The organism is Paenibacillus sp. XP01 (assembly GCF_057364885.1).
Genome location: NZ_CP139481.1, coordinates 4,216,087 through 4,239,336, shown reverse-complemented (window position 1 = coordinate 4,239,336; position 23,250 = coordinate 4,216,087). Strand labels below are relative to the sequence as shown.

General features: G+C 47.9%; 26 protein-coding genes. 23 read left to right on the top strand and 3 right to left on the bottom strand.

Features of this window, described 5'->3' with window-relative positions:
- Nucleotides 1–182: 182 nt before the first annotated feature.
- The 4 genes from SNR34_RS19055 to SNR34_RS19040 all read left to right on the top strand — a co-directional run bounded on the left by SNR34_RS19055 (nucleotide 183) and on the right by SNR34_RS19040 (nucleotide 2,234).
- Nucleotides 183–416 carry a helix-turn-helix domain-containing protein gene (locus SNR34_RS19055; protein WP_486179942.1) on the top strand — a complete coding sequence of 78 codons (234 nt, stop codon included), beginning with the start codon at nucleotides 183–185 and terminating at the stop codon, nucleotides 414–416.
- Nucleotides 361–582, top strand: a complete 222-nt coding sequence (locus SNR34_RS19050) for a transposase (RefSeq protein ID WP_343260493.1) — start codon at nucleotides 361–363, stop codon at nucleotides 580–582. Before SNR34_RS19055 ends, SNR34_RS19050 begins: the two co-directional genes overlap by 56 nt.
- 461 nt (nucleotides 583–1,043) lie before the next feature.
- Nucleotides 1,044–1,787 carry a polymorphic toxin type 44 domain-containing protein gene (locus tag SNR34_RS19045; RefSeq protein ID WP_486179941.1) on the top strand — a complete coding sequence of 248 codons (744 nt, stop codon included), beginning with the start codon at nucleotides 1,044–1,046 and terminating at the stop codon, nucleotides 1,785–1,787.
- A gap of 72 nt (nucleotides 1,788–1,859) precedes the next feature.
- The gene (locus tag SNR34_RS19040) at nucleotides 1,860–2,234 is read left to right on the top strand and encodes a DUF5412 family protein (RefSeq protein WP_343260134.1); all 375 of its coding nucleotides are present in this window, start codon (nucleotides 1,860–1,862) and stop codon (nucleotides 2,232–2,234) included.
- A gap of 45 nt (nucleotides 2,235–2,279) precedes the next feature.
- Here SNR34_RS19040 and SNR34_RS19035 read toward each other — a convergent pair whose 3' ends face one another.
- Both SNR34_RS19035 and lexA read right to left on the bottom strand, forming a co-directional pair.
- Entirely contained in the window at nucleotides 2,280–2,543 is a 264-nt protein-coding gene (locus SNR34_RS19035) for a hypothetical protein (protein WP_486179940.1), read from the bottom strand.
- Nucleotides 2,544–2,855: 312 nt separating this feature from the next.
- Nucleotides 2,856–3,482, bottom strand: a complete 627-nt coding sequence (lexA, locus tag SNR34_RS19030; protein ID WP_236412171.1) for a transcriptional repressor LexA — start codon at nucleotides 3,480–3,482, stop codon at nucleotides 2,856–2,858.
- Nucleotides 3,483–3,758: 276 nt separating this feature from the next.
- Between lexA and SNR34_RS19025 the strand changes: the two genes are divergently transcribed.
- The 8 genes from SNR34_RS19025 (at nucleotide 3,759) to SNR34_RS18990 (ending at nucleotide 10,801) form a co-directional block, all read left to right on the top strand.
- Entirely contained in the window at nucleotides 3,759–4,133 is a 375-nt protein-coding gene (locus SNR34_RS19025; RefSeq protein WP_236412183.1) for a LysM peptidoglycan-binding domain-containing protein, read from the top strand.
- Between the two features lie 99 nt (nucleotides 4,134–4,232).
- Nucleotides 4,233–4,442: a DUF896 domain-containing protein gene (locus tag SNR34_RS19020; RefSeq protein ID WP_339272930.1), complete on the top strand. Its 210-nt coding sequence runs from the start codon at nucleotides 4,233–4,235 to the stop codon at nucleotides 4,440–4,442.
- A 130-nt stretch (nucleotides 4,443–4,572) separates the two neighbouring features.
- Complete coding sequence (locus tag SNR34_RS19015; RefSeq protein ID WP_236412187.1) at nucleotides 4,573–5,085, top strand: hypothetical protein; 513 nt, start codon at nucleotides 4,573–4,575, stop codon at nucleotides 5,083–5,085.
- Nucleotides 5,086–5,114: 29 nt separating this feature from the next.
- A complete protein-coding gene (locus tag SNR34_RS19010) occupies nucleotides 5,115–5,906 on the top strand; it encodes an HAD family hydrolase (RefSeq protein ID WP_486179939.1) in 792 nt (263 codons plus the stop codon).
- Nucleotides 5,907–6,512: 606 nt separating this feature from the next.
- Nucleotides 6,513–7,442 carry an ABC transporter permease gene (locus SNR34_RS19005; RefSeq protein ID WP_438286790.1) on the top strand — a complete coding sequence of 310 codons (930 nt, stop codon included), beginning with the start codon at nucleotides 6,513–6,515 and terminating at the stop codon, nucleotides 7,440–7,442.
- 12 nt (nucleotides 7,443–7,454) lie between these two features.
- Complete coding sequence (locus SNR34_RS19000) at nucleotides 7,455–8,324, top strand: carbohydrate ABC transporter permease (RefSeq protein WP_236412191.1); 870 nt, start codon at nucleotides 7,455–7,457, stop codon at nucleotides 8,322–8,324.
- Nucleotides 8,325–8,392: 68 nt separating this feature from the next.
- Nucleotides 8,393–10,024: an ABC transporter substrate-binding protein gene (locus SNR34_RS18995; RefSeq protein ID WP_486179938.1), complete on the top strand. Its 1,632-nt coding sequence runs from the start codon at nucleotides 8,393–8,395 to the stop codon at nucleotides 10,022–10,024.
- Nucleotides 10,025–10,126: 102 nt separating this feature from the next.
- Nucleotides 10,127–10,801 (top strand): GntR family transcriptional regulator, encoded by a 675-nt coding sequence (locus SNR34_RS18990; protein WP_236412193.1) that lies wholly within the window; start codon nucleotides 10,127–10,129, stop codon nucleotides 10,799–10,801.
- 103 nt (nucleotides 10,802–10,904) lie between these two features.
- On the opposite strand, the gene SNR34_RS18985 is transcribed toward SNR34_RS18990, so the two are convergent.
- Nucleotides 10,905–11,444 (bottom strand): cupin domain-containing protein, encoded by a 540-nt coding sequence (locus SNR34_RS18985; protein WP_236412194.1) that lies wholly within the window; start codon nucleotides 11,442–11,444, stop codon nucleotides 10,905–10,907.
- 178 nt (nucleotides 11,445–11,622) lie between these two features.
- On the opposite strand from SNR34_RS18985, the gene metH reads away from it, so the two are divergent.
- From metH to SNR34_RS18930, 11 genes are all read left to right on the top strand, one after another.
- On the top strand, nucleotides 11,623–15,063 hold the full coding sequence (gene metH / locus SNR34_RS18980) for a methionine synthase (RefSeq protein WP_236412195.1): 3,441 nt from the start codon (nucleotides 11,623–11,625) through the stop codon (nucleotides 15,061–15,063).
- Between the two features lie 80 nt (nucleotides 15,064–15,143).
- On the top strand, nucleotides 15,144–16,088 hold the full coding sequence (gene rnz, locus SNR34_RS18975; protein ID WP_486179937.1) for a ribonuclease Z: 945 nt from the start codon (nucleotides 15,144–15,146) through the stop codon (nucleotides 16,086–16,088).
- Between the two features lie 140 nt (nucleotides 16,089–16,228).
- A complete protein-coding gene (locus SNR34_RS18970; protein WP_486179936.1) occupies nucleotides 16,229–16,369 on the top strand; it encodes a hypothetical protein in 141 nt (46 codons plus the stop codon).
- 112 nt (nucleotides 16,370–16,481) lie between these two features.
- Nucleotides 16,482–17,291 carry a TIGR01457 family HAD-type hydrolase gene (locus SNR34_RS18965; protein WP_486179935.1) on the top strand — a complete coding sequence of 270 codons (810 nt, stop codon included), beginning with the start codon at nucleotides 16,482–16,484 and terminating at the stop codon, nucleotides 17,289–17,291.
- 7 nt (nucleotides 17,292–17,298) lie between these two features.
- Nucleotides 17,299–18,120, top strand: a complete 822-nt coding sequence (gene mutM / locus SNR34_RS18960; RefSeq protein ID WP_236412201.1) for a bifunctional DNA-formamidopyrimidine glycosylase/DNA-(apurinic or apyrimidinic site) lyase — start codon at nucleotides 17,299–17,301, stop codon at nucleotides 18,118–18,120.
- On the top strand, nucleotides 18,110–18,958 hold the full coding sequence (locus tag SNR34_RS18955) for a deoxyribonuclease IV (RefSeq protein ID WP_339278433.1): 849 nt from the start codon (nucleotides 18,110–18,112) through the stop codon (nucleotides 18,956–18,958). The genes mutM and SNR34_RS18955 overlap by 11 nt, the downstream gene beginning before the upstream one ends.
- 22 nt (nucleotides 18,959–18,980) lie before the next feature.
- Entirely contained in the window at nucleotides 18,981–19,322 is a 342-nt protein-coding gene (locus SNR34_RS18950) for a cyclic-phosphate processing receiver domain-containing protein (protein WP_236412202.1), read from the top strand.
- Nucleotides 19,319–19,636 carry a thioredoxin family protein gene (locus SNR34_RS18945; protein ID WP_236412203.1) on the top strand — a complete coding sequence of 106 codons (318 nt, stop codon included), beginning with the start codon at nucleotides 19,319–19,321 and terminating at the stop codon, nucleotides 19,634–19,636. The genes SNR34_RS18950 and SNR34_RS18945 overlap by 4 nt, the downstream gene beginning before the upstream one ends.
- Nucleotides 19,633–20,412, top strand: coding sequence for an ABC transporter ATP-binding protein (locus tag SNR34_RS18940; protein WP_486179934.1), 780 nt, complete (start codon nucleotides 19,633–19,635; stop codon nucleotides 20,410–20,412). Before SNR34_RS18945 ends, SNR34_RS18940 begins: the two co-directional genes overlap by 4 nt.
- A gap of 6 nt (nucleotides 20,413–20,418) precedes the next feature.
- On the top strand, nucleotides 20,419–21,474 hold the full coding sequence (locus SNR34_RS18935) for an SAM-dependent methyltransferase (RefSeq protein ID WP_486179933.1): 1,056 nt from the start codon (nucleotides 20,419–20,421) through the stop codon (nucleotides 21,472–21,474).
- 245 nt (nucleotides 21,475–21,719) lie between these two features.
- Nucleotides 21,720–23,189, top strand: coding sequence for a serine/threonine protein kinase (locus SNR34_RS18930; RefSeq protein ID WP_486179932.1), 1,470 nt, complete (start codon nucleotides 21,720–21,722; stop codon nucleotides 23,187–23,189).
- The last annotated feature ends 61 nt before the right edge of the window (nucleotides 23,190–23,250 follow it).

The following is a 23,250-nucleotide window of genomic DNA, read 5'->3' as shown; positions in this document are numbered from 1 at the left end:
GGATTTTGGCGTTCGGCTTCGTCTCGAAGGACATACGTTTGGTGAGATTGGTGACCTGTTAAGTCATGCGCGACAAAAGATTAGTGTGTATTGGCAAACATACCAAACACAAGGTTTATCAGGTCTGAGGATGGACGGACAACCCACCAAACTTACAGAGGAACAACGTCGTCAGTTAGCCGATGCTCGAACAGCACCAGCCTGTTGATGTAGGTTTCGAAGTCAGATATACTTGGACTCTTCCGCTTGTGGCTGAATGGATAAAGCGGGAATTTGACGTCAGCATGAGTGTGCGTGCAAGTAGGGCCATGCTTAAACGGATGAACTTCAGCTTTACTAAAGCCACCTATACTCTTGCTAATGCCGACGAGGAGGCTCAAGTCATCTTCAAAAATCGCCTTGATCTTGGACAATAGCCGGATTCATCACGCTACGGAGTTACAGCCTTTCTTGAAGAAACATCTGCGTATGCAGTTAGTGTTTTTGCTCTCTTACAGCCCACACTTAAATCCAGTTGAAAGGTTATGGTTGTGGCTCAAAGCGGACGAAGTAAACAACGTTTTCTTTGACCAAATTCTATAAAATCGGGCTCCGTGTGAGTCAATTTATGAAGAGAATTAATCAGTATCCGATGGAAACGATTGATCGTCTGCTTGTTAGGTTATGATCTTAATTGCGTTTTATATAGTAGATAAGTTCCGTTTTCATGACCTTGTAGGTGGCTTCAGCCACCGCGTTATCGTAAGGACACCCTTTCTTGCTGAGTGAAAGGCCAATACCAAAAGTGTGAGATGAGTGTAAGGAATTCTGCTGGAGTTTAAAGTGGATGATTACTACACATCCAACGATTTGTCACGAATCATACGTTTGCCCAAAGATGAGACTATTCGCCAGCTTCAGTGAGGTAGATTTAAAGGAGCATTTATTGATTTGAATATTCATTGGAGAAAGAAGAAGCTATATTCATGAAGTTACCATTGAAGACTTATATACTATTACTTAATGATTAAGGTTATGTTGCCGGAAGTTATGTGGAAATAACAATGGAGCTGATGTTTGCTCAAATTGTGCAAGTCATGATGAAAAAGAAAATCACCAGTTTAATTATTGGAACAGTCGCAGCATCAATTCTTCTCACGCCTTATTCTGCATCTGCTTCTCAAAACTTGCAGGCGAAAGAACAAAATATAACAGTTTCTGAACGTTTTACAGATAAATTGTTTAAAGATGTTCAACGTAAACATAACCAAGTAGAACAAGCATTAATTAATGGTAATGTTGAGGGCCTCGATATAAATAAAATTTTAGATGAAGCAACAGTTATTTTGAATTATATACAAATGTATGAAAGCAGTAGCGTAATAACTCCTCATGCAGATCCTGATGAGGGAAGTATTCAAGAAATTACGAATATTTTTAAGGAGCAAATGAGAGGTAACGGCTTACGAATGTTGTATATGTATCCAAATGATTTGGCTGGAGCTGGCCTTTACTTTGCTTCTCAGGTAAAGAGTGGCGGCCCATGGGATTACAAACTTAAGTATGGAGTAAGTAAACGTTATAAGTTTAATGGTAGGATTATCACCGGTGAGGATATTGGGAATATTCATTACGGCTATGTAGGTCGATACCTATTCCCAGCGAGCATTTTAAAATCCGTAGCAGGAGCTTATCAGATATATTCAGGAACAGCACACCCTTCTTGGTCGAAAACATATTTTGACGACCCCCAAGATCCAACTATGATTGAATGGGGAATTAGTATGTTTAATACGGATAATAAATGATTGAATGGAAATATACCTCATTTTTTTAAGGTATATTTTATTTTAAGTAGAGATTGGAGGAATAAGGATTCGGTGAAAAGTAAAAAGAGAAAAGTTTTTTGGATAAGTAGTTTTTTTGTGTTAACAGTAGCTATTGTTTTTGTATTCTTGTGGAATTGGTACTATGACTTAGAACGACTTCCAAAAGGGGAAGTTATATCAGAGTCTGTTTCACCCGATGGTAAATTTACGATTAAAGCGATGAATTCTGATGCAGGAGCAACAACTTCGTTAGCTATTTTATGTGAACTTCAGTACAATGATGGCTCAAAACCAAATAAAATAATATATTTCCAAAATAAAGTTGAAAAAGCGTCTATCATCTGGGAAAGTAACGATATTGTATCCATTAATGGTGTAAAACTAAATGTTCCTGACGATATCTACGATTACAGGAAGAAAGAGTAAAATATAAAAAAAGTTCATTCTTTTCAGAATGGACTTTTTTACATTTTAATCATCTTCTGCTATGTGGTTCGCTGGTAGAGGTTTTTTTCGCAAAGTTCGATCATACAGATATGGTTTTCCGTGATATTCCCATGCATTCTTTTGTTTCTCTTTTTTATGTACAGAAACTTTTATCTCTAAATTGGCAACATTCCTTTGGAAGTCGGAAGCGGTTCGTTTGCACCATCGTAATCCGCTTTCTTCCGTTGCGCTAAAATGGACGCGCAGTGGAAATCCATACACTGTCAATTCGAATTTATATAGATTCATTTTTTATCTCCTTTCTTTGAAGCCGGTATAACTTGTGCTCATTACATGAACTTTGACTAGATGATAACATAGGAACATGTGTTCTGAGAATATAATTAAGAAAAAATTTTATTCTGCAATCTTCTTTATTATCATGAATCGTCGAAAATCACGAATAACCTCTTATCGAATGAGAAGAAGATGGAAGTTTCCGGAATGGAGTCGGAGGAGGAGGGGGGATTCACAATATCTAAGACATAAAAAAAGAGGTTGACCCATTAAACGGGCCAGCCTCTTGTTGTAGTCATTCATGATGTAAAATGTTGCGCAAAATTAGTGAATATCACGGAAAAGACCGATGACCTTACCCAAAATGCTGACATGTTTGAGACGCAATGGCTCGAAAGTGGCATTTTCCGGTTGCAGACGAATATGATCCTTTTCTTTATAAAACGTCTTTACCGTCGCTTCGTCTTCTTCCGTCATGGCGACGACGATATCGCCGTTATCCGCCGTTTGCTGCTGGCGAACGATGACATAGTCTCCATTGACGATGCCTGCATCGATCATGCTGTCTCCGACAACGGATAACATAAAGACTTTCTGTTCGCCGACATAGTGTGTTGGAAGCGGGAAGTAGTCTTCAATGTTCTCGGTTGCCGTAATCGGTACCCCTGCCGTTACTTTACCGACAACGGGAACACGAGCGACGCTATGGGCAAACTGATGTGAATGCTCGGACTCTTCTTGGCTGAGCAGTTCAATCGCCCGAGGTTTCGTTGGGTCGCGTCTGATTAGTCCTTTTTTCTCCAATCGATCCAAATGACCGTGGACGGTTGAACTGGATGCCAACCCGACGGCTTCACCAATCTCTCGTACGGAAGGAGGATACCCCTTCAACCGGACTTCATTGCGTATAAACTCCAGAATAGCCTGTTGCCTGCTGGATATCTTCGACATACCGTATCAACCCCATTTAGTAACGTTTGGGAAAATTATAACATAGAACTACCGTTCGTACAAACATAAGTTCTAAAAAAAGCGATAAAATCAACGTTTTCGTGGAGGGTTGGTTTGAATCGTCGTCGATGCATCGAATTTTGGACGTATCCCGCTGTAACGCCATGCTCAAAAAATAAGCGAACAATTGTTCTAAAAAAACTATTGTATGAAACATGTGTTCGTGCTATATTGATTTCAACGAACCGGAACAAATGTTTGGAGGGCGAAGGAACCATGAGATATTCCACTTATCAAAGCATTTACGAACCTGTCAATACAGAGGCTGTCAAATCCAATATGGGATTGCTAAAGAAACGGCTGATTCAGAACAAGGCAGCAGCTCTGCTATTAAAATTAACGATCGTTTCATTGATCGTCATTATTGGCTGCAGCGCAGTGCTAACAGTGTTCGCAGGTGATGAGGAAAATTTGATTCCTGGTGGTAAGGTGGCGGTGTCTCAAGGGGAAACGCTGTGGAGCATCTCGTTGGAACACAAACCGGAAAATATGGATACGCGTGTATATATAGAAGCAATTAAGGAAGCAAATCAGTTACAAACAAGTTCAATTCAAGTCGGACAAGTGTTGGAATTACCTCGCTTTAAATAATTATATAGAAGATTTGCACCCTGGTTATGCATCAATCTTGACAAGCAGACCCGAACATGTCAAAGTTAATGTGACTTTGTATTTTTGGAGGGGACAAGTTTGGATATAGATCGCCTGGTAGGACGCATTAATGAGTTGGCTCGCAAACATAAATCCACTGGATTGACAGAGGAAGAACTTGAAGAACGCGCCAAACTCAGAGAAATTTATTTGAACAACATTCGCAACAATTTCAGACAGCAGCTGGATTCCATTGAAATTGTTGATGACGAGAATGATCAGGGCCGCCAGGGCAAACTCAAACACTAGAGAAACCTAAGCTATCCTTGTGATATCTAGGTTTCTTCTGTTTATATTTGAGTGTCCATAATATAGGGGGAAGTGTTGGCTAATCGTTGTTGTGCCGACCTGCATAAAAGAACATATAAGGGGGATTTTCATGGCTCGTTCGTTCGAGAGAACGGTTCGAAGAAATTCGAAACAATTGAATCAACAGCGCAAGAAAAATGGCCAACCTGTGTCAGGAACACCGGGAGAAGACGTATTTAAAGGCCGCAGTCTTCTGTTTCCCGTATTTTTGTTGGGGCTTGCTGTGCTTTATTTGTTTATGAGCACGTTTCTTACCCAAACTTCCATGACGACCTGGGACTGGGTAACGATGCTGTTATACGTATTTTTGGCGTTCATTTTCTTTCTGCGCCGACCTTACGTTAAAGTGAGCAGCAATCGAATCGTGACGCTCAAAGGAAACCGCGAGCGCTCCATTGGCGTGGACGATATTGTCAGATTCCGTATTGAACCAGGCACAGTGGTCATTGAGCACAACAGCCGTGGAAAACGATGGGTATTTACGAAACTGATTAACCGTTACGATACCGATGCGCTTGCAGAGCGTCTTCTTAAATTTGCCAAAGCACATCAGATCACCGTGGAAACAATCGATAAAAAGTAATCCATTGCATAAAGGGGAAGATGACCGGGATGGCGTTGAAAGCGATTTTGTTCGACCTTGATGATACTTTGTTGTGGGATGAGCGCAGTGTAAGAGAAGCTTTTTATGAGACATGTCTCGTGGCAGCCCAAGAAACGGGCATTGATCCAAAAAAGCTTGAAGAAGCCGTTCGCAATGAAGCTCGTAACTTGTACGAATCTTACGAAACGTTTCCGTTTACCAAGATGATTGGAATCAATCCTTTTGAAGGTCTTTGGGCCAATTTCACAGGAGGAGAACAAGCGGAATTCCGCCAGTTGGAACAGCTCGCTCCGGTGTATCGGAAGGAGTCATGGCGACGTGGCTTGTTGAAATTGGGCGTAGACCAAGAGGAATTAGCCGAGCGTTTGGCTGAACAATTTGCGGCTGAGCGTCGAGCGAGACCCCATATCTACGAAGAAACGATGGATACGCTGCGTGAACTGCAAGGGAATTACAAATTGCTGCTTTTAACGAATGGTTGTCCTGCTTTGCAGCAAGAAAAATTGGACGGCGTGCCCGAATTGGCTCCATTTTTTGATCATATTATTATCTCGGGTTCTTTCGGAAAGGGAAAACCGGATCCGTCCATCTTTGAACATGCTTTAGCCCAACTCGGCGTCAAACCTGAAGAGAGCATGATGGTAGGGGATAAGCTTACTACGGATATTCGGGGAGCATTATCTTCGGGTATTCGAGCTGTATGGATTAACCGGGAAAATAAAGAGAATCCAGAGTCGTATGCACCTGATCATGAAATTAAACATTTGGCAGATTTGAAGCGTATTATTGCTGAATTTTAAGTTCTTATGCATTAACATATCGTACAGAAGGAATGTTGGTACTTTATTTGGGGGCAGCTGTTTTGCCATCCATTTGAAGCAGCCAACATTTTTTTTATAAAAAAGGTGTTGAAATGTTGGAACGGTTGATTTAGAATATAACTAACATACTAGTATGACTAGTATGCGCTTGTACAAAGCGATTCATCTTGTAACTAACGATGCAACGACGTTAAGCATCCCGCTAACAAAAACGGTGAAAGGAATGATCGTACACCATGTATAGCGTGAAGGGAGCAAGAGTGTAATCGCTATTCATTTTGTATTCATTGTAAGCGCTTTATAGTTATTGTGAAACCACTGGAATTTGGGAAGCGACGGTTTGTACTTTTAAGCTTCCATTTCGATGTTTAGAGAAATCAATTATACCAGTTTACACAAAAATGATACCGTTTACATGGTTTGATGGATCTATTTTGTTATGGGGGTGAACATTCAGTATACATCAAGAAGCGTCAGGTCACAGGAAAAGTGTGGGTTTACAGCGATTGGACCCATGCCTTAATTCATGTTTATGGATCGGAGTGAGAACACATGAAGACGGAAACTGCTAAAACGACATTAACGATGACCTCTTTGCGTAAAGAAAGCAGATTACAGACAGCTGCAGCGCTGTTCCGTAAAGATTGGCAGCTGTACTCATTGTTAATTCTTCCAATCATTTATTTGCTGATTTTTAAATATGGTCCGATGCTTGGAAACATCATTGCTTTTAGACGATTTGTTCCCGGGGGAAGTATTTTCGGGGAAACATGGGTTGGATTCAGATATTTCCAAATGTTTATTCAAGACCCGACCTTCTGGAAAGTGTTTGGAAATACACTGATGCTTGGCGGTTTGGCGCTGCTCTTCACCTTTCCGGTACCGATCATCTTTGCATTGCTGCTGAACGAGGTGAAAAGCAAACGATTCAAAAAATTCGTGCAAACGGCTTCATATCTTCCGCACTTTCTGTCCATCGTCATCGTTGCCGGTATGATCCTGCAGCTGACAGCCGTAAATGGCTCCATTAACAGCTTGGTATCCTTCTTCACTGGAGACACCATTCCCTTCATGCAGCGGGCTGAATGGTTCAGAACCGTCTATATTACCTCCGAAGTTTGGCAGGGAATGGGCTGGGGGGCGATTTTGTATCTGGCAGCATTGACAACCATCGACGACTCCTTGTATGAAGCTGCCCGAATCGATGGCGCGAATCGTTGGAAACAAACGCTGCATGTGACCATTCCTGGCATTTTGCCCACAATTGTTACACTGCTGATTCTGAATCTGGGCAACTTCCTGGCGGTTGGGTTCGAGAAAATATTGCTCCTGTACAATCCGCTGACTTATGAAACATCTGACGTGATCTCCACCTATCTGTACCGGGTCGGCCTGCAATCCAGCAACTTTAGTTACGCGACAGCCATCGGATTGTTCGAATCGATTATCGGGCTCATTCTCGTATTTTCGGTGAACGCGATCTCGCGCAGATTGACGCAAAGAAGCTTGTGGTAAAGGAGGAGCATCATGTTTGAATCCAAATCATACAAAGTGTTCAAGGTATTCAATGTCATCTTTTTATTGTTCGTAGTGTTCATTACGCTTTACCCGTTTTTGAATGTCGTGGCGCAATCCTTCAGCAGTGAGTCGTATATCAACTCCGGCAAGGTGAGCATTATCCCAAGAGGATTCAATATCGACACCTATAAAACGATTTCCAAGGACAGCATGTTCTGGACCAACTATAAAAACACGGTGATATACACCATTGTGGGCACATTGATTTCCATGTTCATGACCACGATCTTTGCCTACGCGCTTTCCAAAAAGCGTCTGATGGGCCGCAAGTTCCTGACGATGTTCGCCGTGTTCACGATGTTTTTCAGCGGTGGTCTGATTCCAAACTATGTTTTGATCAATTCGCTGGGCTTCAACAACACCATGTGGGCACTGGTCGTGCCGGGGGCAATCAGCATTTATAACATGTTGATCATGAAGTCCTTCTTTGAAAATATGCCGGAAGAGCTGGAGGAAGCGGCAGCAATCGACGGCTTGAATACGTATGGCATCTTGATCCGCATCATTTTACCGTTAAGTAAAGCAGTTATGGCAACGATGGTACTGTTTTATGCCGTTAGCCATTGGAACTCTTGGTTCCCTGCATTTCTCTATCTGGACAAAAAGGAACTGTTTCCGGTCACGATTTATCTTCGCAACATGATCGCCGGAGCAACAGGGGGAGCTTCTGCAGGAGCATCCGCGGATAACCTTACTTCGATTGCGGCCAACATCAAATCAGTGACGATGGTTCTGACAATCCTGCCGATTTTGACGATTTATCCGTTTGTGCAGCGTTACTTTGTAACCGGTATCATGCTGGGGTCCGTGAAACAATAGGCTCCAGCCCGATATATAAGCTTGTTTACGCAAGGCCAACCTATACCACATGCAGGGGGACTAAAAGGATGAAACAGAAGCCACGCAAGCTTGTAGGCAAAATGGTTTTGGCAACTTTGATGAGCGTCGTGCTGGCAGCATGCAGCAGCGGTGCAGGAGGCGGCGAAGCCGATGTAAAAACGAAGGGCGCCATGGAAACGTATAATGTCGGGGATACCTTCAAGGCGACCGAGCCGTTCAACCTATCGATATTGTACAGCGATCAGCCGGCGTATCCGTATAAAAAGGATTGGCTGTTATTCCAAAAAATCACCGAAATGACTGGTGTAACGTTGGAACCTACCATCGTTCCGATGAGCGACTATCCCCAAAAAAGATCCCTCCTGATCAGTTCAGGGGATGCACCTCTGGTAATCCCTAAAACTTATCCGGGCGAAGAATCGGCATTTGTATCGTCGGGTGCGGTTCTGCCGGTCAGCGATTACATTGATCTGATGCCGAATTTCAAAGATAAAGTGGAAAAGTGGGGACTGGAGGATGAACTTGAAGGCCTTCGGCAGGAAGATGGGAAATACTACGTGCTTCCAGGTCTGCATGAAGAAGTATGGCCTGATTATACGCTTATCGTAAGAACGGACTTGTTTGAAAAAAATAATATTCCGATTCCGACCACTTGGGATGAATTGTACCAGGCAGCCAAAAAACTAAAAGAAACTTATCCGGACTCCACTCCGTTCTCGGATCGATTCAAATTCAACAGCACGCTGAACATCGCTGCCACCGGTTTTGGAACGAAAGCTGGTTGGGGATTCGGCAACGGACTGACGTACAAGAAAGATCAGGATGAATTCGTGTATACGGCGACGACGCCGGAGTACAAAGAAATGCTGGAGTATTTCAACAAACTGGTTACGGAAGGATTGCTCGACAAAGAAAGCTTTACGCAGGATGATGATCAGGCCACGCAGAAATTCGTTTCCGGCAAGTCCTTCATCATTAACGGTAACTCGCAAACGCTCGTGCTGCATCGCAATGACATGAACAAAACGCTCGGCGAAGGGAACTTCTCCATTGCCAAAATTACGGTTCCAGGCGGTCCAAAAGGGCAGCTGATGTCCGGATCCAGACTTGAAAACGGTGTCATGATCTCGAGCAAGATCAAGGATAGCGACAATTTCAAAGCCATTATGCAGTTTATTGACTGGCTCTACTACAGCGACCAAGGCCAAGAATTCGCGAAATGGGGCGTTGAAGGCGAGACCTTTACCAAAGAAAACGGCGTTCGCAAGCTGGCAGACGACATCAACTACAACGGACTGAATCCAAAGGGAACCAAAGATCTGCGCATTGATTATGGTTTCTCTGGCGGGGTGTTCGCGTATGGTGGAACGACCGATTTGCTGCAATCCATGTTCAGCGAAGAAGAACTGAAATTCCAGCAGGACATGAAGGAGACCAAAGAAGTGGTTCCGGCAGAACCGCCGATCCCGTATTCCGAAATTGACCGTGAACAGGTTACGCTGCTGAGCACGCCGCTCAAAGACTACACGGACCAAAACACGTTGAAGTTTATTCTGGGCGAACGCAAATTGTCTGAGTTTGATACCTTTGTACAGGAACTGGAAAGTCAAGGATTGTCCCAATACGTGAAGCTTGCCAACGACACTTACAAGAAGTATAAAGAGAGCAAACAACAGTAACCTAATGCCCAAAGCCCGGATTGCCGTTTCACTTGAGCATTTCAGTGGAGCGGCAATTTGTGCTAAGATGGATGAATACGGCTGAGAGGAAGAGGTTAAGGAATGTCACTTAATCAAAAAATTAGAGGATCGACCCGGGCATATTCATACAATCTGATTAAAGAGCGGATATTGCATCTTGAACTTGAGCCGGGCACGAAGATTTCCGAAAAGGAAATTGCGGATGAATTGCAGGTGAGCAGGACCCCTGTCCGGGAAGCGTTTATGAAACTCGCCGAAGAAGAACTACTCGATATTATTCCGCAGAGCGGGACGGTCGTGTCGCTCATTAATTTGGAACACGTGGAAGAAGGGCGATTCATCAGGGAAAAGATCGAAATGGAAATCGTGGCTCTTGCTTGTGCTTCTCTTGAGGAAGAGTTCAGGTTCCGACTGGAGACCAACATTGCGATGCAGGAAGTATGCCTTGATAACAATAATGTTTATAGGCTGTATGAGCTCGATGAAGAATTCCACCAAATACTGTTTCAGGCGACAGGCAAAATGCGGACATGGAAGATGCTGCAGCAGTTGAACATTCCTTTTAATCGCTTGCGCCTGCTCCGTTTGTCCGAAGTTTCCAACCTGGACGTCATCGTTTCCCAGCACAAAGAGATCTATAGATTGATTACGGCACGGGAGACCGAGCTGGCCGTTAAGGCCATGGAAGAGCATCTTCGTTTGGTCATGATCGAACAAGAGCCGGTCAAAGCCAAATTCCCGCATTATTTTATATAAAACTCATAGTGGTGAATAATGCCTCAAGAGATGCAACGAACCCCTGTTCGATGGCGAACAGGGGTTTTGTTTAGCATATTACATATTCATGCTGTGAATCATCTTATTTGATAAAGGATGGATCCGGATAAGGGCTTGCAATCCAGCCGTCTTTTTCAATAAAGAGGCGTACAGCGATGATTTGTTTGTTTTCCATCAGCGTAAAGAAGTGCGGAATGTTTTCAGGCACGGAGATGACGTCCCCGGGCAGCAGTTCTACATTAAAGTAACCCTCTTCTTCCGTTCCTTTGATGACAAAAATGCCTTTACCGCCAACAATGGCGCGGATTTCGTCCTCGGAGTGCGTATGGATTTCTTCAAATTTGGCCAGCTTCGCTTCAATGTCGGGCGTATCTTCAGACAAGGTGATCACGTCCCAGATTTGATATCCGCGGCGCGCAGCCAAATCTTTGATTTCGGCATCGTACGTCTCCAGAACCTGGTTTTTTTGCTCGTCGGTCAGGTTGAAGTTGGTTTGCAGTTCAGGGCTTAATTTGGAGGCATCCCATTTTTCATATAATACGTCATATTTGTTCAAGAAATTTCGAACGTTTTCTTCTCCAGTGATGCGTTCGTTCGTTTTTCGGATCACGATTTCAGCCATTTTCTTCCCCTCTTTTCCACTAGGTTTGATAGACATTATATCGGAACGCTTCGATTTTGTCGATTCATTAATTCGTTCGGGTCGATGCCAAACCCGCCACACGGCTGATGAAAACGATCTTTCACAATAAGTTAGTTTCTGTTAAACTAAGATTTAACGTTTTGCGGGGGTGACCATATTGGATAAGCTTAGTCTACACGATGCATTAAAACAACGAATATTAATCCTCGACGGTGCAATGGGGACGATGATCCAGCAAGTTGAACTTACCGGCGCAGATTTTGGCGGCGAAGAGCTGGATGGATGCAATGAGATGCTCGTGTTAACACGCCCGGATCTCATTCAGCGGATTCACGAAGATTATTTGGAAGCCGGTGCCGATTTAATAGAAACCAACACGTTTGGTGCGACTTCGGTTGTATTGGCTGAATATGAAATACAGGATCGCGCGCGCGAAATCAATCTGGCTGCGGCAAAGATCGCGAAGGCTGCCGCCGACCGCTACTCTACGCCTGACCATCCGCGCTACGTCGTGGGTGCAATGGGCCCAACGACCAAAACGCTGTCGGTTACGGGCGGAGTGACCTTCCAGGAACTGGTTGACAGTTATTTCGAACAGGCCGTCGCTTTAATCGAGGGCGGCGTTGATGCGTTACTGCTCGAAACTTCACAGGATACGCTCAACGTAAAAGCAGGGAGCATCGGCATTCAACAAGCCTTCGAACAGACGGGCGTCAAATTGCCGTTGATGATCTCGGGCACGATTGAGCCGATGGGCACCACTTTGGCAGGTCAAAACATCGAATCGTTCTATATCTCTCTGGAACACCTTAACCCGATTTCGGTGGGGTTAAACTGCGCGACAGGACCCGAGTTCATGCGTGACCATATTCGTTCGCTTTCGAGCATGGCCTCGGCCGCCGTCAGCTGTTATCCCAACGCGGGTTTGCCGGATGAGAATGGGAACTATCATGAATCGCCGGAATCGCTTGCCCAGAAGATCGGTGCCTTTGCCGAGCAAGGCTGGCTGAACATCGCGGGCGGATGCTGCGGCACGACGCCTGCACATATCCGGGCGATGCGCGATACCCTGGCAAAGTACCCCCCAAGAGAACTGAACGGAACACATCCGCCGGCGTTATCCGGCATTGATCCGGTATACATCGAGCAGGACAATCGCCCATATATGGTGGGAGAGCGGACCAACGTGCTCGGATCACGCAAATTCAAACGCCTTATTGTCGAAGGGAAGTATGAAGAGGCTTCGGAAATTGCGCGTGCACAGGTGAAGAACGGGGCGCATATTGTCGACATTTGCGTACAGGACCCTGACCGCGAGGAAAGCGAGGACATGATCAAGTTCCTTGAGCTCGTCGTCAAAAAGGTCAAGGTCCCCCTGATGATCGATACGACCGATGCAAAGGTCATCGATCTTGCATTGCAATATTCTCAAGGCAAAGCGATTATTAACTCCATTAACCTTGAGGATGGCGAAGAAAAATTCGAGCTTGTCACACCTTTGCTGCACAAGTACGGCGGAGCCGTCGTTGTAGGTACGATCGATGAGCGAGGCCAGGCGATCAGCAGAGAGGACAAGCTTGACGTGGCCAAGCGCTCCTATGATTTGCTCGTAAGAAAGTACGGCCTGCAGCCGGAAGACCTGATTTTTGATACGCTTGTTTTCCCTGTCGGTACGGGGGATGAGCAATATATCGGCTCGGCCAAGGAAACGATCGAAGGCATTCGTCTGATCAAAGAAGCCATGCCGGAATGTCACACAATTCTCGGAATCAGTAACATCTCGTTTGGTTTGCCGGAGGCAGGCCGCGAAGTGCTGAACTCCGTGTTTCTGTACGAGTGTACCAAGGCGGGACTTGATTATGCGATCGTAAATACGGAGAAGCTGGAGCGCTATGCCTCCATTCCGGAGGAAGAGCGCAGATTGTCCGAAGAGCTGCTCTATAACACGAACGACGAAACGCTGGCTGCATTCGTTGCCGCTTTCCGCAACAAAAAGGTAGAGAAAAAAGAGAAAATCTCGAACCTTTCGTTGGAAGAACGGCTTGCTTCTTATGTGGTCGAAGGCAGTAAGGAAGGACTTATTCCCGACCTCAATGAAGCGTTGACCAAATACTCCGCGCTGGAAGTCATTAACGGGCCGTTGATGGCGGGCATGGAGGAAGTGGGGCGGCTGTTCAACAACAATGAGCTGATTGTTGCCGAGGTGCTGCAGAGCGCCGAAGTCATGAAGGCATCCGTTGCCCATCTGGAGCAGTTCATGGAGAAAAACGAATCATCGGTCAAAGGGAAAATCATTCTCGCCACCGTTAAAGGTGACGTGCATGACATTGGAAAAAACCTCGTGGAAATCATTCTCTCCAACAATGGTTACCAGATCATCAATTTGGGTATAAAAGTACCACCTGAACGGATCATTGAGGCTTATCGCAAGGAAAAAGCGGATGCGATCGGTTTGTCCGGACTGCTCGTAAAATCAGCGCAGCAGATGATCGTAACCGCTCAGGATTTGCGCACGGCAGGAGTGGACGTTCCTATTATGGTCGGCGGGGCGGCACTGACTCGCAAATTCACCAAAACGCGTATCCGTCCGGAGTACGACGGCATGGTCGTGTATGCCAAGGATGCCATGGACGGGCTGGATCTGGCGAACAAGCTGATGAATCCGGAAACCCGCGCGCAGATGCAGCTGGAGATGGACGCGGAAAAAGAGGCTGATGCAGCCAACGCGGACAACGTGAAGTCGATGCCAGAGCTTACTCGCGTGGAACGGTCCGACATCGCGATCGATAACCCGGTGCTTGTGCCGCCTGATTTGGAACGGCACGTGCTGCGGAACTACCCTATTTCGCACATCCTGCCTTACGTCAACATGCAGATGCTGCTCGGACATCATTTGGGGCTTCGTGGTTCGGTAGAGCAATTGCTCGCTGCGGGTGATCCCAAAGCAACCGATCTTAAAGCGGTCGTGGATGGCATCATGAACGACGCGATTCGCGACGGCATTATTCAGGCCCATGCGATGTATCAATTTTTCCCGGCACAATCGAGCGGAAACAGCATTATCGTGTATGATCCGAAGGATACAAGCCAAATATTGCATACTTTTACGTTCCCGCGGCAAAAGGTCGATCCGTTCCTGTGCTTGTCCGACTTCCTCAAGCCGGTAGAGTCCGGTATTATGGATTACGTCGGATTCCTTGTGGTGACGGCTGGACACGGTGTGCGTGAGCTCTCCACCACCTGGAAAGAACAAGGGGACTACCTTCGTTCGCATGCGCTGCAGTCGGTAGCGCTGGAAGTGGCGGAGGGACTCGCAGAACGCGTGCATCATATGATGAGGGATATATGGGGCTTCCCGGATCCTCAAGAAATGACGATGAAGCAGCGCCACGGGGCGCGCTATCAAGGGATTCGGGTGTCTTTCGGATATCCTGCTTGTCCGGACCTGGAAGATCAGGAGCCGTTGTTCAAACTGATGCGTCCCGAAGATATCGGCGTACAGCTGACAGAAGGCTTCATGATGGAGCCCGAAGCTTCCGTTTCGGCGATGGTATTCAGCCACCCGCAAGCGAAGTATTTTAACGTGGATAAAGCATAACAATAAAGAGCAATGGTCATGCAAAGACCTCCGCATCGTCGGAGGCTTTTTGCTGGCAACAGAAAGAGGTGCAATCCGGAGTGGAACTATATTTCCTGGGAACTAACGCTGGTGTACCTTCGCTGCAGCGCAATGTAACCTCTATTGGGCTTCGTTTGCTCGATGAACGCAAGGCATTGTGGTTGTTTGACTGCGGGGAAGGAACGCAGCATCAGATTTTGAGCTCTCCGCTCAAACTGAGCAAACTGGAGAAAATATTCATCACCCATCTGCATGGCGATCATGTATTCGGGTTGCCGGGCCTGCTTTCCAGCAGGGCATATCAAGGGGGCACGACGCCGCTTACCGTATACGGTCCTCCAGGGACGGAACGCATGATTGCGACAACGCTGGAGCTAAGCCAGTCCCGACTGAATTATGAGCTTCTTATCGTTGAACATACGGGTGGAATTATTTTCGAAGACGAGAGTTTTGTAGTGGAAGCCGGCTTTTTGGAGCACCGCATCGACAGTTACGGCTACCGGGTGACCGAGAAGGACCGTCCCGGCAGTCTTGACCCGTCGAAGATGGCGGAGTACGGTTTGAAACCAGGGCCTTTGTTCGGCCGATTGAAGCGAGGCGAATCCATTACGCTGGATGACGGTCGTACGATTGCTCCGCAAGACGTGCTCGGCACGCCAAAGCCCGGCAAGATAGTAACGATCCTGGGAGATACACGCCCGTGCGAAGGGGTACTGCCGCTCGCGCAGCATGCGGATGTGCTCGTTCATGAAGCGACGTTTACCCATGAGCTGGCGGATACGGCGCACGAGTATTATCATAGCACGGCTAGGCAAGCGGCCGAAGCGGCAATGGCGGCGAATGCGGGGCAGCTCATTTTGACGCACTTCAGCTCACGCTATAAGGATGAGGAGCAGCTGCAGCCCCTGCTGCAGGAGGCTCAGGAAATATTTCCGAATACCCGTCTTGCCGTGGAACACCAGCTTATGCCGATTGCTCATTCGGGTCCAGCCCCAAAAGGTTGAATATGAATGGATGGTTGGGCATCTGCAGACGGGCGTTGATTAGGAAAGCCTATTATGGCTCGGGACTGGGGAAGCATTTCCCGCAGTCCCTTTTGCAATCTGTTGGTAAACGGTGTAGGATGGGCATTGAGCATGAGGAAATGAACCGAATTATTTTCCGGGAAAGCGCAGGAAATGACAAGCTTGTACAGAAGGCGCGCGAAGGCAGACGTCTATCTTCGATCAAGTTCGACGTGTTGCGTGCTGCGAAGCGGGCGTTTCCTTTTTGTCTCTATACATAGTATCGCCGGACAGTATTGTTTGGAAGCCAACCATTTGTGGAACTGTTCTGCAATTTGGGCTTCCAGCAATGCTTTCCTAATGGTTCATGCCATGAAGAAAGGAAGTGTCTGAGTGATTAAAGCTTTTTTGATTGACTTGGATGGTACGCTTTATCACGGAAAACATCGAATCGAGGGAGCAGATCGGTTAATTCATTTTTTGAATGAGCAAAAGGTGCCTTATTTGTTTGTCACAAACAACTCGTCGCGTACGCCTCAAGGCGTGGCGGAACATTTGAAAGGGATGGGCATTCCGGCTGAAGCTGAACAAGTGTGTACTTCGGCGGTTGCCGCGGCAGAATACGTAGCAGGAATTGCGCCTGGCGCGCGAGTCGCTTGCATCGGAGAAGAAGGGCTGCTGCAGGCGATTCAGGATGCTGGATTGACTTTAACGGATCACGATCCTGATTACCTGATCCAGGGGATTGACCGTGATTTCAATTACGCCAAATTGACGCAGGCGCTTCGGTGGATCAATGCAGGTGCGGAATTCATATTGACGAACCCTGATCTGCAGCTTCCTTCGGACGACGGGCTTACGCCGGGAGCGGGAACGCTTGGCGCGGCCATTAAAGCGGCGACCGACATCCGACCTACCGTTATTGGCAAACCGTCCAGCATCATCATGAAGTCGGCCATCCAACGTTTGAACCTGAATCCGGAAGAAGTCGCGGTCATCGGGGACAATATGCGTACCGACATTGGTGCAGGCGCCGCAGCTGGCTGTGAAACGTTGTTGGTGTTGACAGGAGTGACGACACGCGACAACATGGATAGCCACATCAATGCCGCAAAGGTACGTCCAGACCATGTGTTTGAAGATTTGAACAATTTGATCGAGTGGCTGTCTGAGCAAGTCGGCCATCCAACGACGAAGGAGTAGATGTACGATGCCGGAATTGCCGGAAATGGAAAACTACCGGACGCTATTGTCCGATCACATACTGGATAAACCGATTACGAACGTAGCGGTTAACCGCGAAAAATCCATTAACAAAACGCCGGATGAGTTTGCACAGCAGCTGGTGGGCAATCGCATCATTTTTGTGGAGCGTCGGGCGAAGCATCTTATTTTCCACCTTTCCAACGGAAAGCGCCTCGTACTGCACTTGATGCTGGGCGGATTGCTTTATTGGGGAACCGAGGACGATCGACCAGACCGCACGACCCAAGTAGAGCTTCATTTCGGTGAACAAATTTTATTCTTTATCGGTCTGCGGTTGGGGTATTTGCATCTGTTGACTTCGAAGGAAACCGAAGAAGCGATGTCTGAGTTAGGACCCGAGCCGCTGGACCGCCGCATGAACGCAGAACGGTTTGCCGCGCTGCTCAAGGGGCGTCGGGGCACGCTCAAAACAACGCTGGTCAATCAACATATCATTGCGGGCATCGGCAACTGTTATTCGGATGAAATTGCGTTTGCTGCGGGCTTAAGACCCGGGTCCAAAACCCAAAATATTGCCGCTTCTCCGGAACTGAGCGAACGTCTATATCATGCCATGCAATCGGTATTGCGCGAGGCAGCCAGCGAAGGCGGATATATTGAAATGCCGCTGATGCAAGGCGACTTGAAGACAGGAAATTTTGATGACCAATGCAGGGTGTACGATCGCGAAGGCGAAGCGTGCCCGCGTTGTGGGGGAACGATCGAACGTGTGGAAATCACGGGCAAGAAGGCATTTTTCTGTCCGGATTGCCAGCATGACGCCTAACAGCGGCATCGGCGCGCACGTCAGCACCAAAGGCGGATTTGTCCAGGCGGCCAAGCGGGCTCACGCACAGGGGGCAACGGCATTTCAGTACTTTCCGAAAAACCCCCGCAGTCTCTCGCTTAAGGCTCTGGATGCCATAGATGCCCGGCAATGCCGGGACTATTGCATGGAGTACGGATTGGCGTCCATCGCCCACTCGCCTTATCCTACTAATCCTGCTTTGGGCATGTCCCGTGGAGAGGCGGGATATCATGCGGTGATCGCTTCGATTCGCAATGACCTGGAGATCGCAGATGCTTGCGGCTCCGTGGGTACGGTGGTTCATTTTGGCCATATGAAAAGCGACGACCCTTTGGTGGGTTATCAGCATATTATACAGACCCTTGACATGGTTCTGGAGCAATGGGACGGGAAGGCAAAGGTGCTGCTCGAAAATCAAGCAGGCGATCATGGACCTATGGGAACAACGATGGAAGAGATGGTGCAGATTCGCAAACTATGCAGCCACCCTGAACATATTGCTTTTTGCTTTGATACCTGCCATGCTTTTGCTTCAGGCATGTGGTCTGAGGGGGAAGAGCAGGCCATGTTAGAAAAAGGAAGAAAGCTTGGCTATTGGGATGCCTTGGCGGCCGTACATTTCAACGATTCAAAATTTGCATCCGGCTCATGCAAGGACAGACATGCCCGAATTGGCGCCGGTCGCATCGGAAGTGATGGAATGAAGGCGCTGCTGGCGTCTCCCGAGTTCGGAAAAGCCGTCGTTGTCATGGAAACGGAGACGGGCAAAGACGGAACGCACCGCGAAGACATCGCGTTAATGCGTTCCTGGCAATAAAAGCGGGGAGAGGAGAGATACCATGCATGTATTTTTGGATGACTACCGGGCATGTCCGAAAGGCTTTGTGCTCGCAAAAAACGCGGAGGAATGCCTGATGCTGCTCAGGGAATGCGAAGTAGATATATTGTCGCTCGATTATGAGCTGGGTCCCGATTCCCCGAACGGTGGCGATGTCGCTGCAGCGATCGTAAGAGAAGGCCTCTATCCGCGCGAGATTTATTTGCATACCTCGAGCATGTTTGGCAAACGTCAAATGTATGAAATCCTTTACTCAAACAAGCCGGCAGAAGTCATTATGCACAACGGGCCAATGACAGGTGAGGTTATGCTTCGCATTGCCGCGGGAGCGGGTTCCCGATGAAGCCGATCACGCAAAAAATGCTTTTGCGCAACGTATGGGAAGGATTGCCACAAGCAGTCTTCATCCATACTCCGCTATGCGGCACGTGTGCCGCTGCCCGGCGCATGCTGGAGGTTGCCGAGCATTTGCTGCCGGAGGATGTGTTGGTCGAGATGAATATCAACGATATTCCCGAGTTGGTGCAGAAGTATCAAATATCCAGCGTGCCGGCACTTATGCTGTTTGACGGTGAGCAAGAAAGGCCAACAATGGTTTATCGAATGAATTCAACCCAACATCTTCTCGGCGAAATTCGAAAGGTGGTGCTGGGATGAGTATCATTCAGATGCAAGACGTTTCCCTCCGGAGAGAGGAACGTCAAATTTTGGACCATGTGCAGCTGCATGTTCAGGAAGGCGAGCATTGGGTGATCCTGGGACGCAACGGTTCCGGGAAAACAACGCTGCTGGAGCTGATGACGGGGTATATGTTCCCAAGCCAGGGACGTATCGACGTATTGGGCAACCGGTACGGGCAATGCGATGTGCGGGAAGTGCGCAAGCAGATCGGGTACATCAGCCAGACGCTGATCGAAAAGCTGACTTTGCGAGATCCTGTCTGGGAAGTTGTGGCTACCGGGGCCTACGCATTTCTGCGTTTTTATCAGGCGATTCCGGACGAGGTTCAAAACAAAGCGCGGCAGCTGTTAGAAGAAATGGACTTTGGCAAACTCGCCGATCAACCGCTCGGTACATTGTCCCAAGGGGAACGGAAAAAGGTGATGCTGGCGCGTTCGCTCATGGCCGATCCCAAACTGCTGATCATGGACGAGCCCTGTGCGGGGCTTGATCTGTATGAACGCGAAAAAATGCTGGCCGAAATCGACCGGCTGCGCCAGCGGGACATGACCGTTATTTATGTCACGCATCATATTGAGGAAATCATGCCTTTATTTACGCATGTCGCTCTTGTTCGCGGTGGCCGCATTGCCGCGGCAGGTCCGAAACATGATGTTTTGACGCAAGAAACCATTAAGCTTACGTACGACATTCCGGTCGACATCCAATGGGTGGAAGGACGGCCTTGGATTCGCGTACGTTCTGGAGGGTAACACATTTTGAGTACACAGTCACAGTCACCTTGGGAGGAAGGCAACTTCTCCCGTTTTATTTGCACGGCCAATCATGGCTTTGCGCCTTACGCGCAGGAAGAATTGCGCCGAACGTTCGGAGCGGTCAAGAGCACGGTGCTCGTGCCCGGCGAGGTGTTGCTTGCCGGCTTGCCTGTTGCGGAAGAGCAAGTTGCCAGTATGCTGCAGACGGAAGATCCGACGTTTCTGCGTCATATTCAACCGGTGCAATTTCAGGAAAACGCAGCCGATTCCGAACAAGCGCTGGAACGCTTGCTTGCTTTTATAACGAATCATCAAGAGCTGGGCGGCTTACGCGTGGCGTTGCAGGTGCGCAAAACCGAAGGTGCGTTCTGGCACGAAAACGCTGCGTCGCTGAAGCAATACCTCACCGACAAATTGGAGGATCTGAGCTGCGAGTGGGTTGTTCGCGAAGCAGATTACATCGTATCCGTTTTCGCTGCTGAGGAAACCTTGTACGCGGGAATTTCGAAACCGGAACAAAATTTGTCGGACTGGAATGGAGGAGCTATCCGTTTTCAGAAGGAAGAGGGGCAGATTTCGCGGGCCAAATTCAAACTGCTGGAAGCGGAGCAGACCTTTGGCATCGACTTTAGATCTTTTCGCAAAGCGCTGGACATCGGGGCAGCACCAGGAGGTTGGACATCGTTTCTGTTGGAACGCGGCCTTGAGGTTACCGCTGTGGATCCGGCCAAGATGGATGTGGGTCTGCTGCAATCGCCCAAGCTTACGTTTTTGAAAAAAAATGCGGGTGACGTGAAGTTTAAGGAAGGCGAATTCGATCTGCTGGTATGTGATATGAGCTGGAGTCCCAAGCTGATGAGCAGGCTTGTTTCCGATCTGATGTACAGCCTTCAGTCCGGGGGAACCGCGATCGTTACGGTCAAGCTGCTTCACAAAAAGCCGCTGGCCCTCATCAAGGAAGTCATCGACACCTTTGAACGCTCTCGTTTGCAAATTCAACGCTCGAAGCAGTTGTTCCATAATCGAGAAGAGATTACGCTTTACATGATTAAATATTAACAGACTCGCTTCCTGAAACAGATTGCTTTACCAGCAATGGATAGGAAAAATCGGGCGTACTGTGTATGACATGATCTGAAACGGTTTTTGTACTTTACAACTAACACCGGCCTGTACTATAATGATACCAATATTAACCATGACGTTTAAAGGGAAAGCATCCCAGAGTCAGAGCTACCGATGTTTCGGTAGTGCGGCTTTGGAGGGCTTTCCCTTTTTGTCGTGCGAGAAAGGAGGGATTGACAGTGAAACATTCGGCCAGATTGGTGCCAGGAAGACTGCTTGGCGACAGATACCGCATCGTTTCGGTTCTAGGCACAGGCGGCATGAGCCGTGTGTACGAAGCCGAGGATTTGAAGCTTCCCGGCAAAACGTGGGCCGTTAAAGAAAGCGTGATGAGCCTGCCATATGAGAGCAGCATGGGCACGGAGGCGGCCCTGCTCATTTCCCTTCGACATCCGAGGCTTCCGCAGATTGTCGACTTCTTTGCCCCGGACGAACAAGGGTATGCTTACCTGGTCATGGAGCGAATCGAAGGCATGACGCTGGCCGATTATTTCAAACAATGCGGCGGTAAAATCCCGATGGAGCAGGTGACGGAATTTGTGCTTCAGTTGCTCGATGTGTTGGAATATTTGCATCACCTCGATCCGCCCATTATTTATCGGGATATGAAGCCGTCCAACATCATGATCACGCCGGAGCAGGAAGTGAGGTTGATTGATTTCGGCATTGCTCGAAGCTATAAGACGCTTCAAAATCAGGATACGATCAAGCTGGGAACTGCCGGGTTTGCCGCTCCGGAACAATACGGATCGGGACAAACGGATGCCCGTTCAGACCTATACGGACTTGGTGCACTGATGATGTATCTCTTGACATGCGGTGCCTATACGGAGTGGATTCAAGGAGTAGAGGCTTCTATACGAGGCGATGTTCCGCGCATGTACATCCCTGTTATGCGAAGGTTGCTGCGCCATGTTCCCCAGGAACGCTTTCAATCGGCCGGCGAAGTGCGTGCAGAAATTTTGCGAAGACCCGGGAGCACTCCGCTTTCAGGAAATGTATCGGTAACGATGAATGGTGGCACTCGGGTCATCGCTCTGATGGGAACGGCCGCCGGTGTAGGCGTAACGCATACATCCATAGCGATAAGCCATTATTTGGAGCGGAACAACGGCAAGGTAGCCATTATTGAAATGTCTCCGCGTTCGCAGTCGTTTAGCCGTATCCAGCAAATTGCCCATGGCGGCAAGCCGCCTGCTGCAGGCCGGAATTTTGTGGTCAACGGTGTCCACTACTGGAAGCAATCCGGAAGGGCAGATATTTTGTCTTTGCTTGGGGGCAGCTACCAGTTTATCGTCATGGATTTGGGCAGTGGTCAGGATCAGCAGCGGCTGGAGGAATTTCTAAGAGCCGACCTGCCCATCGTTGTAGGTTCAGGCGCGGAGTGGAGGCAAGCCGAGATTGGAGCTTTGATTCGCTCGCATCATCGTTTCCCGCGGGACAAGTGGACCTATTGCCTGCCATTGGCCGCTTCGGATGCAGTGCAGCGAATTCGCAAATCACTGGATACGGAACGCGTATACAGCCTTCCGTTGCAAACAGATCCTTTTGACAAGGATCCGCACATGGATAAGGTGCTTGGGCAATTATTGCATCATCTGACAGGGCATACGCCGGCGAAGCGTTCGTGGTTTACCAGAAAGAAATGAGCCGTGTATATGATGGTAAGGCTTACAGGAAGAAGTGTGGTGAAGCAAGCTGAGATCATCA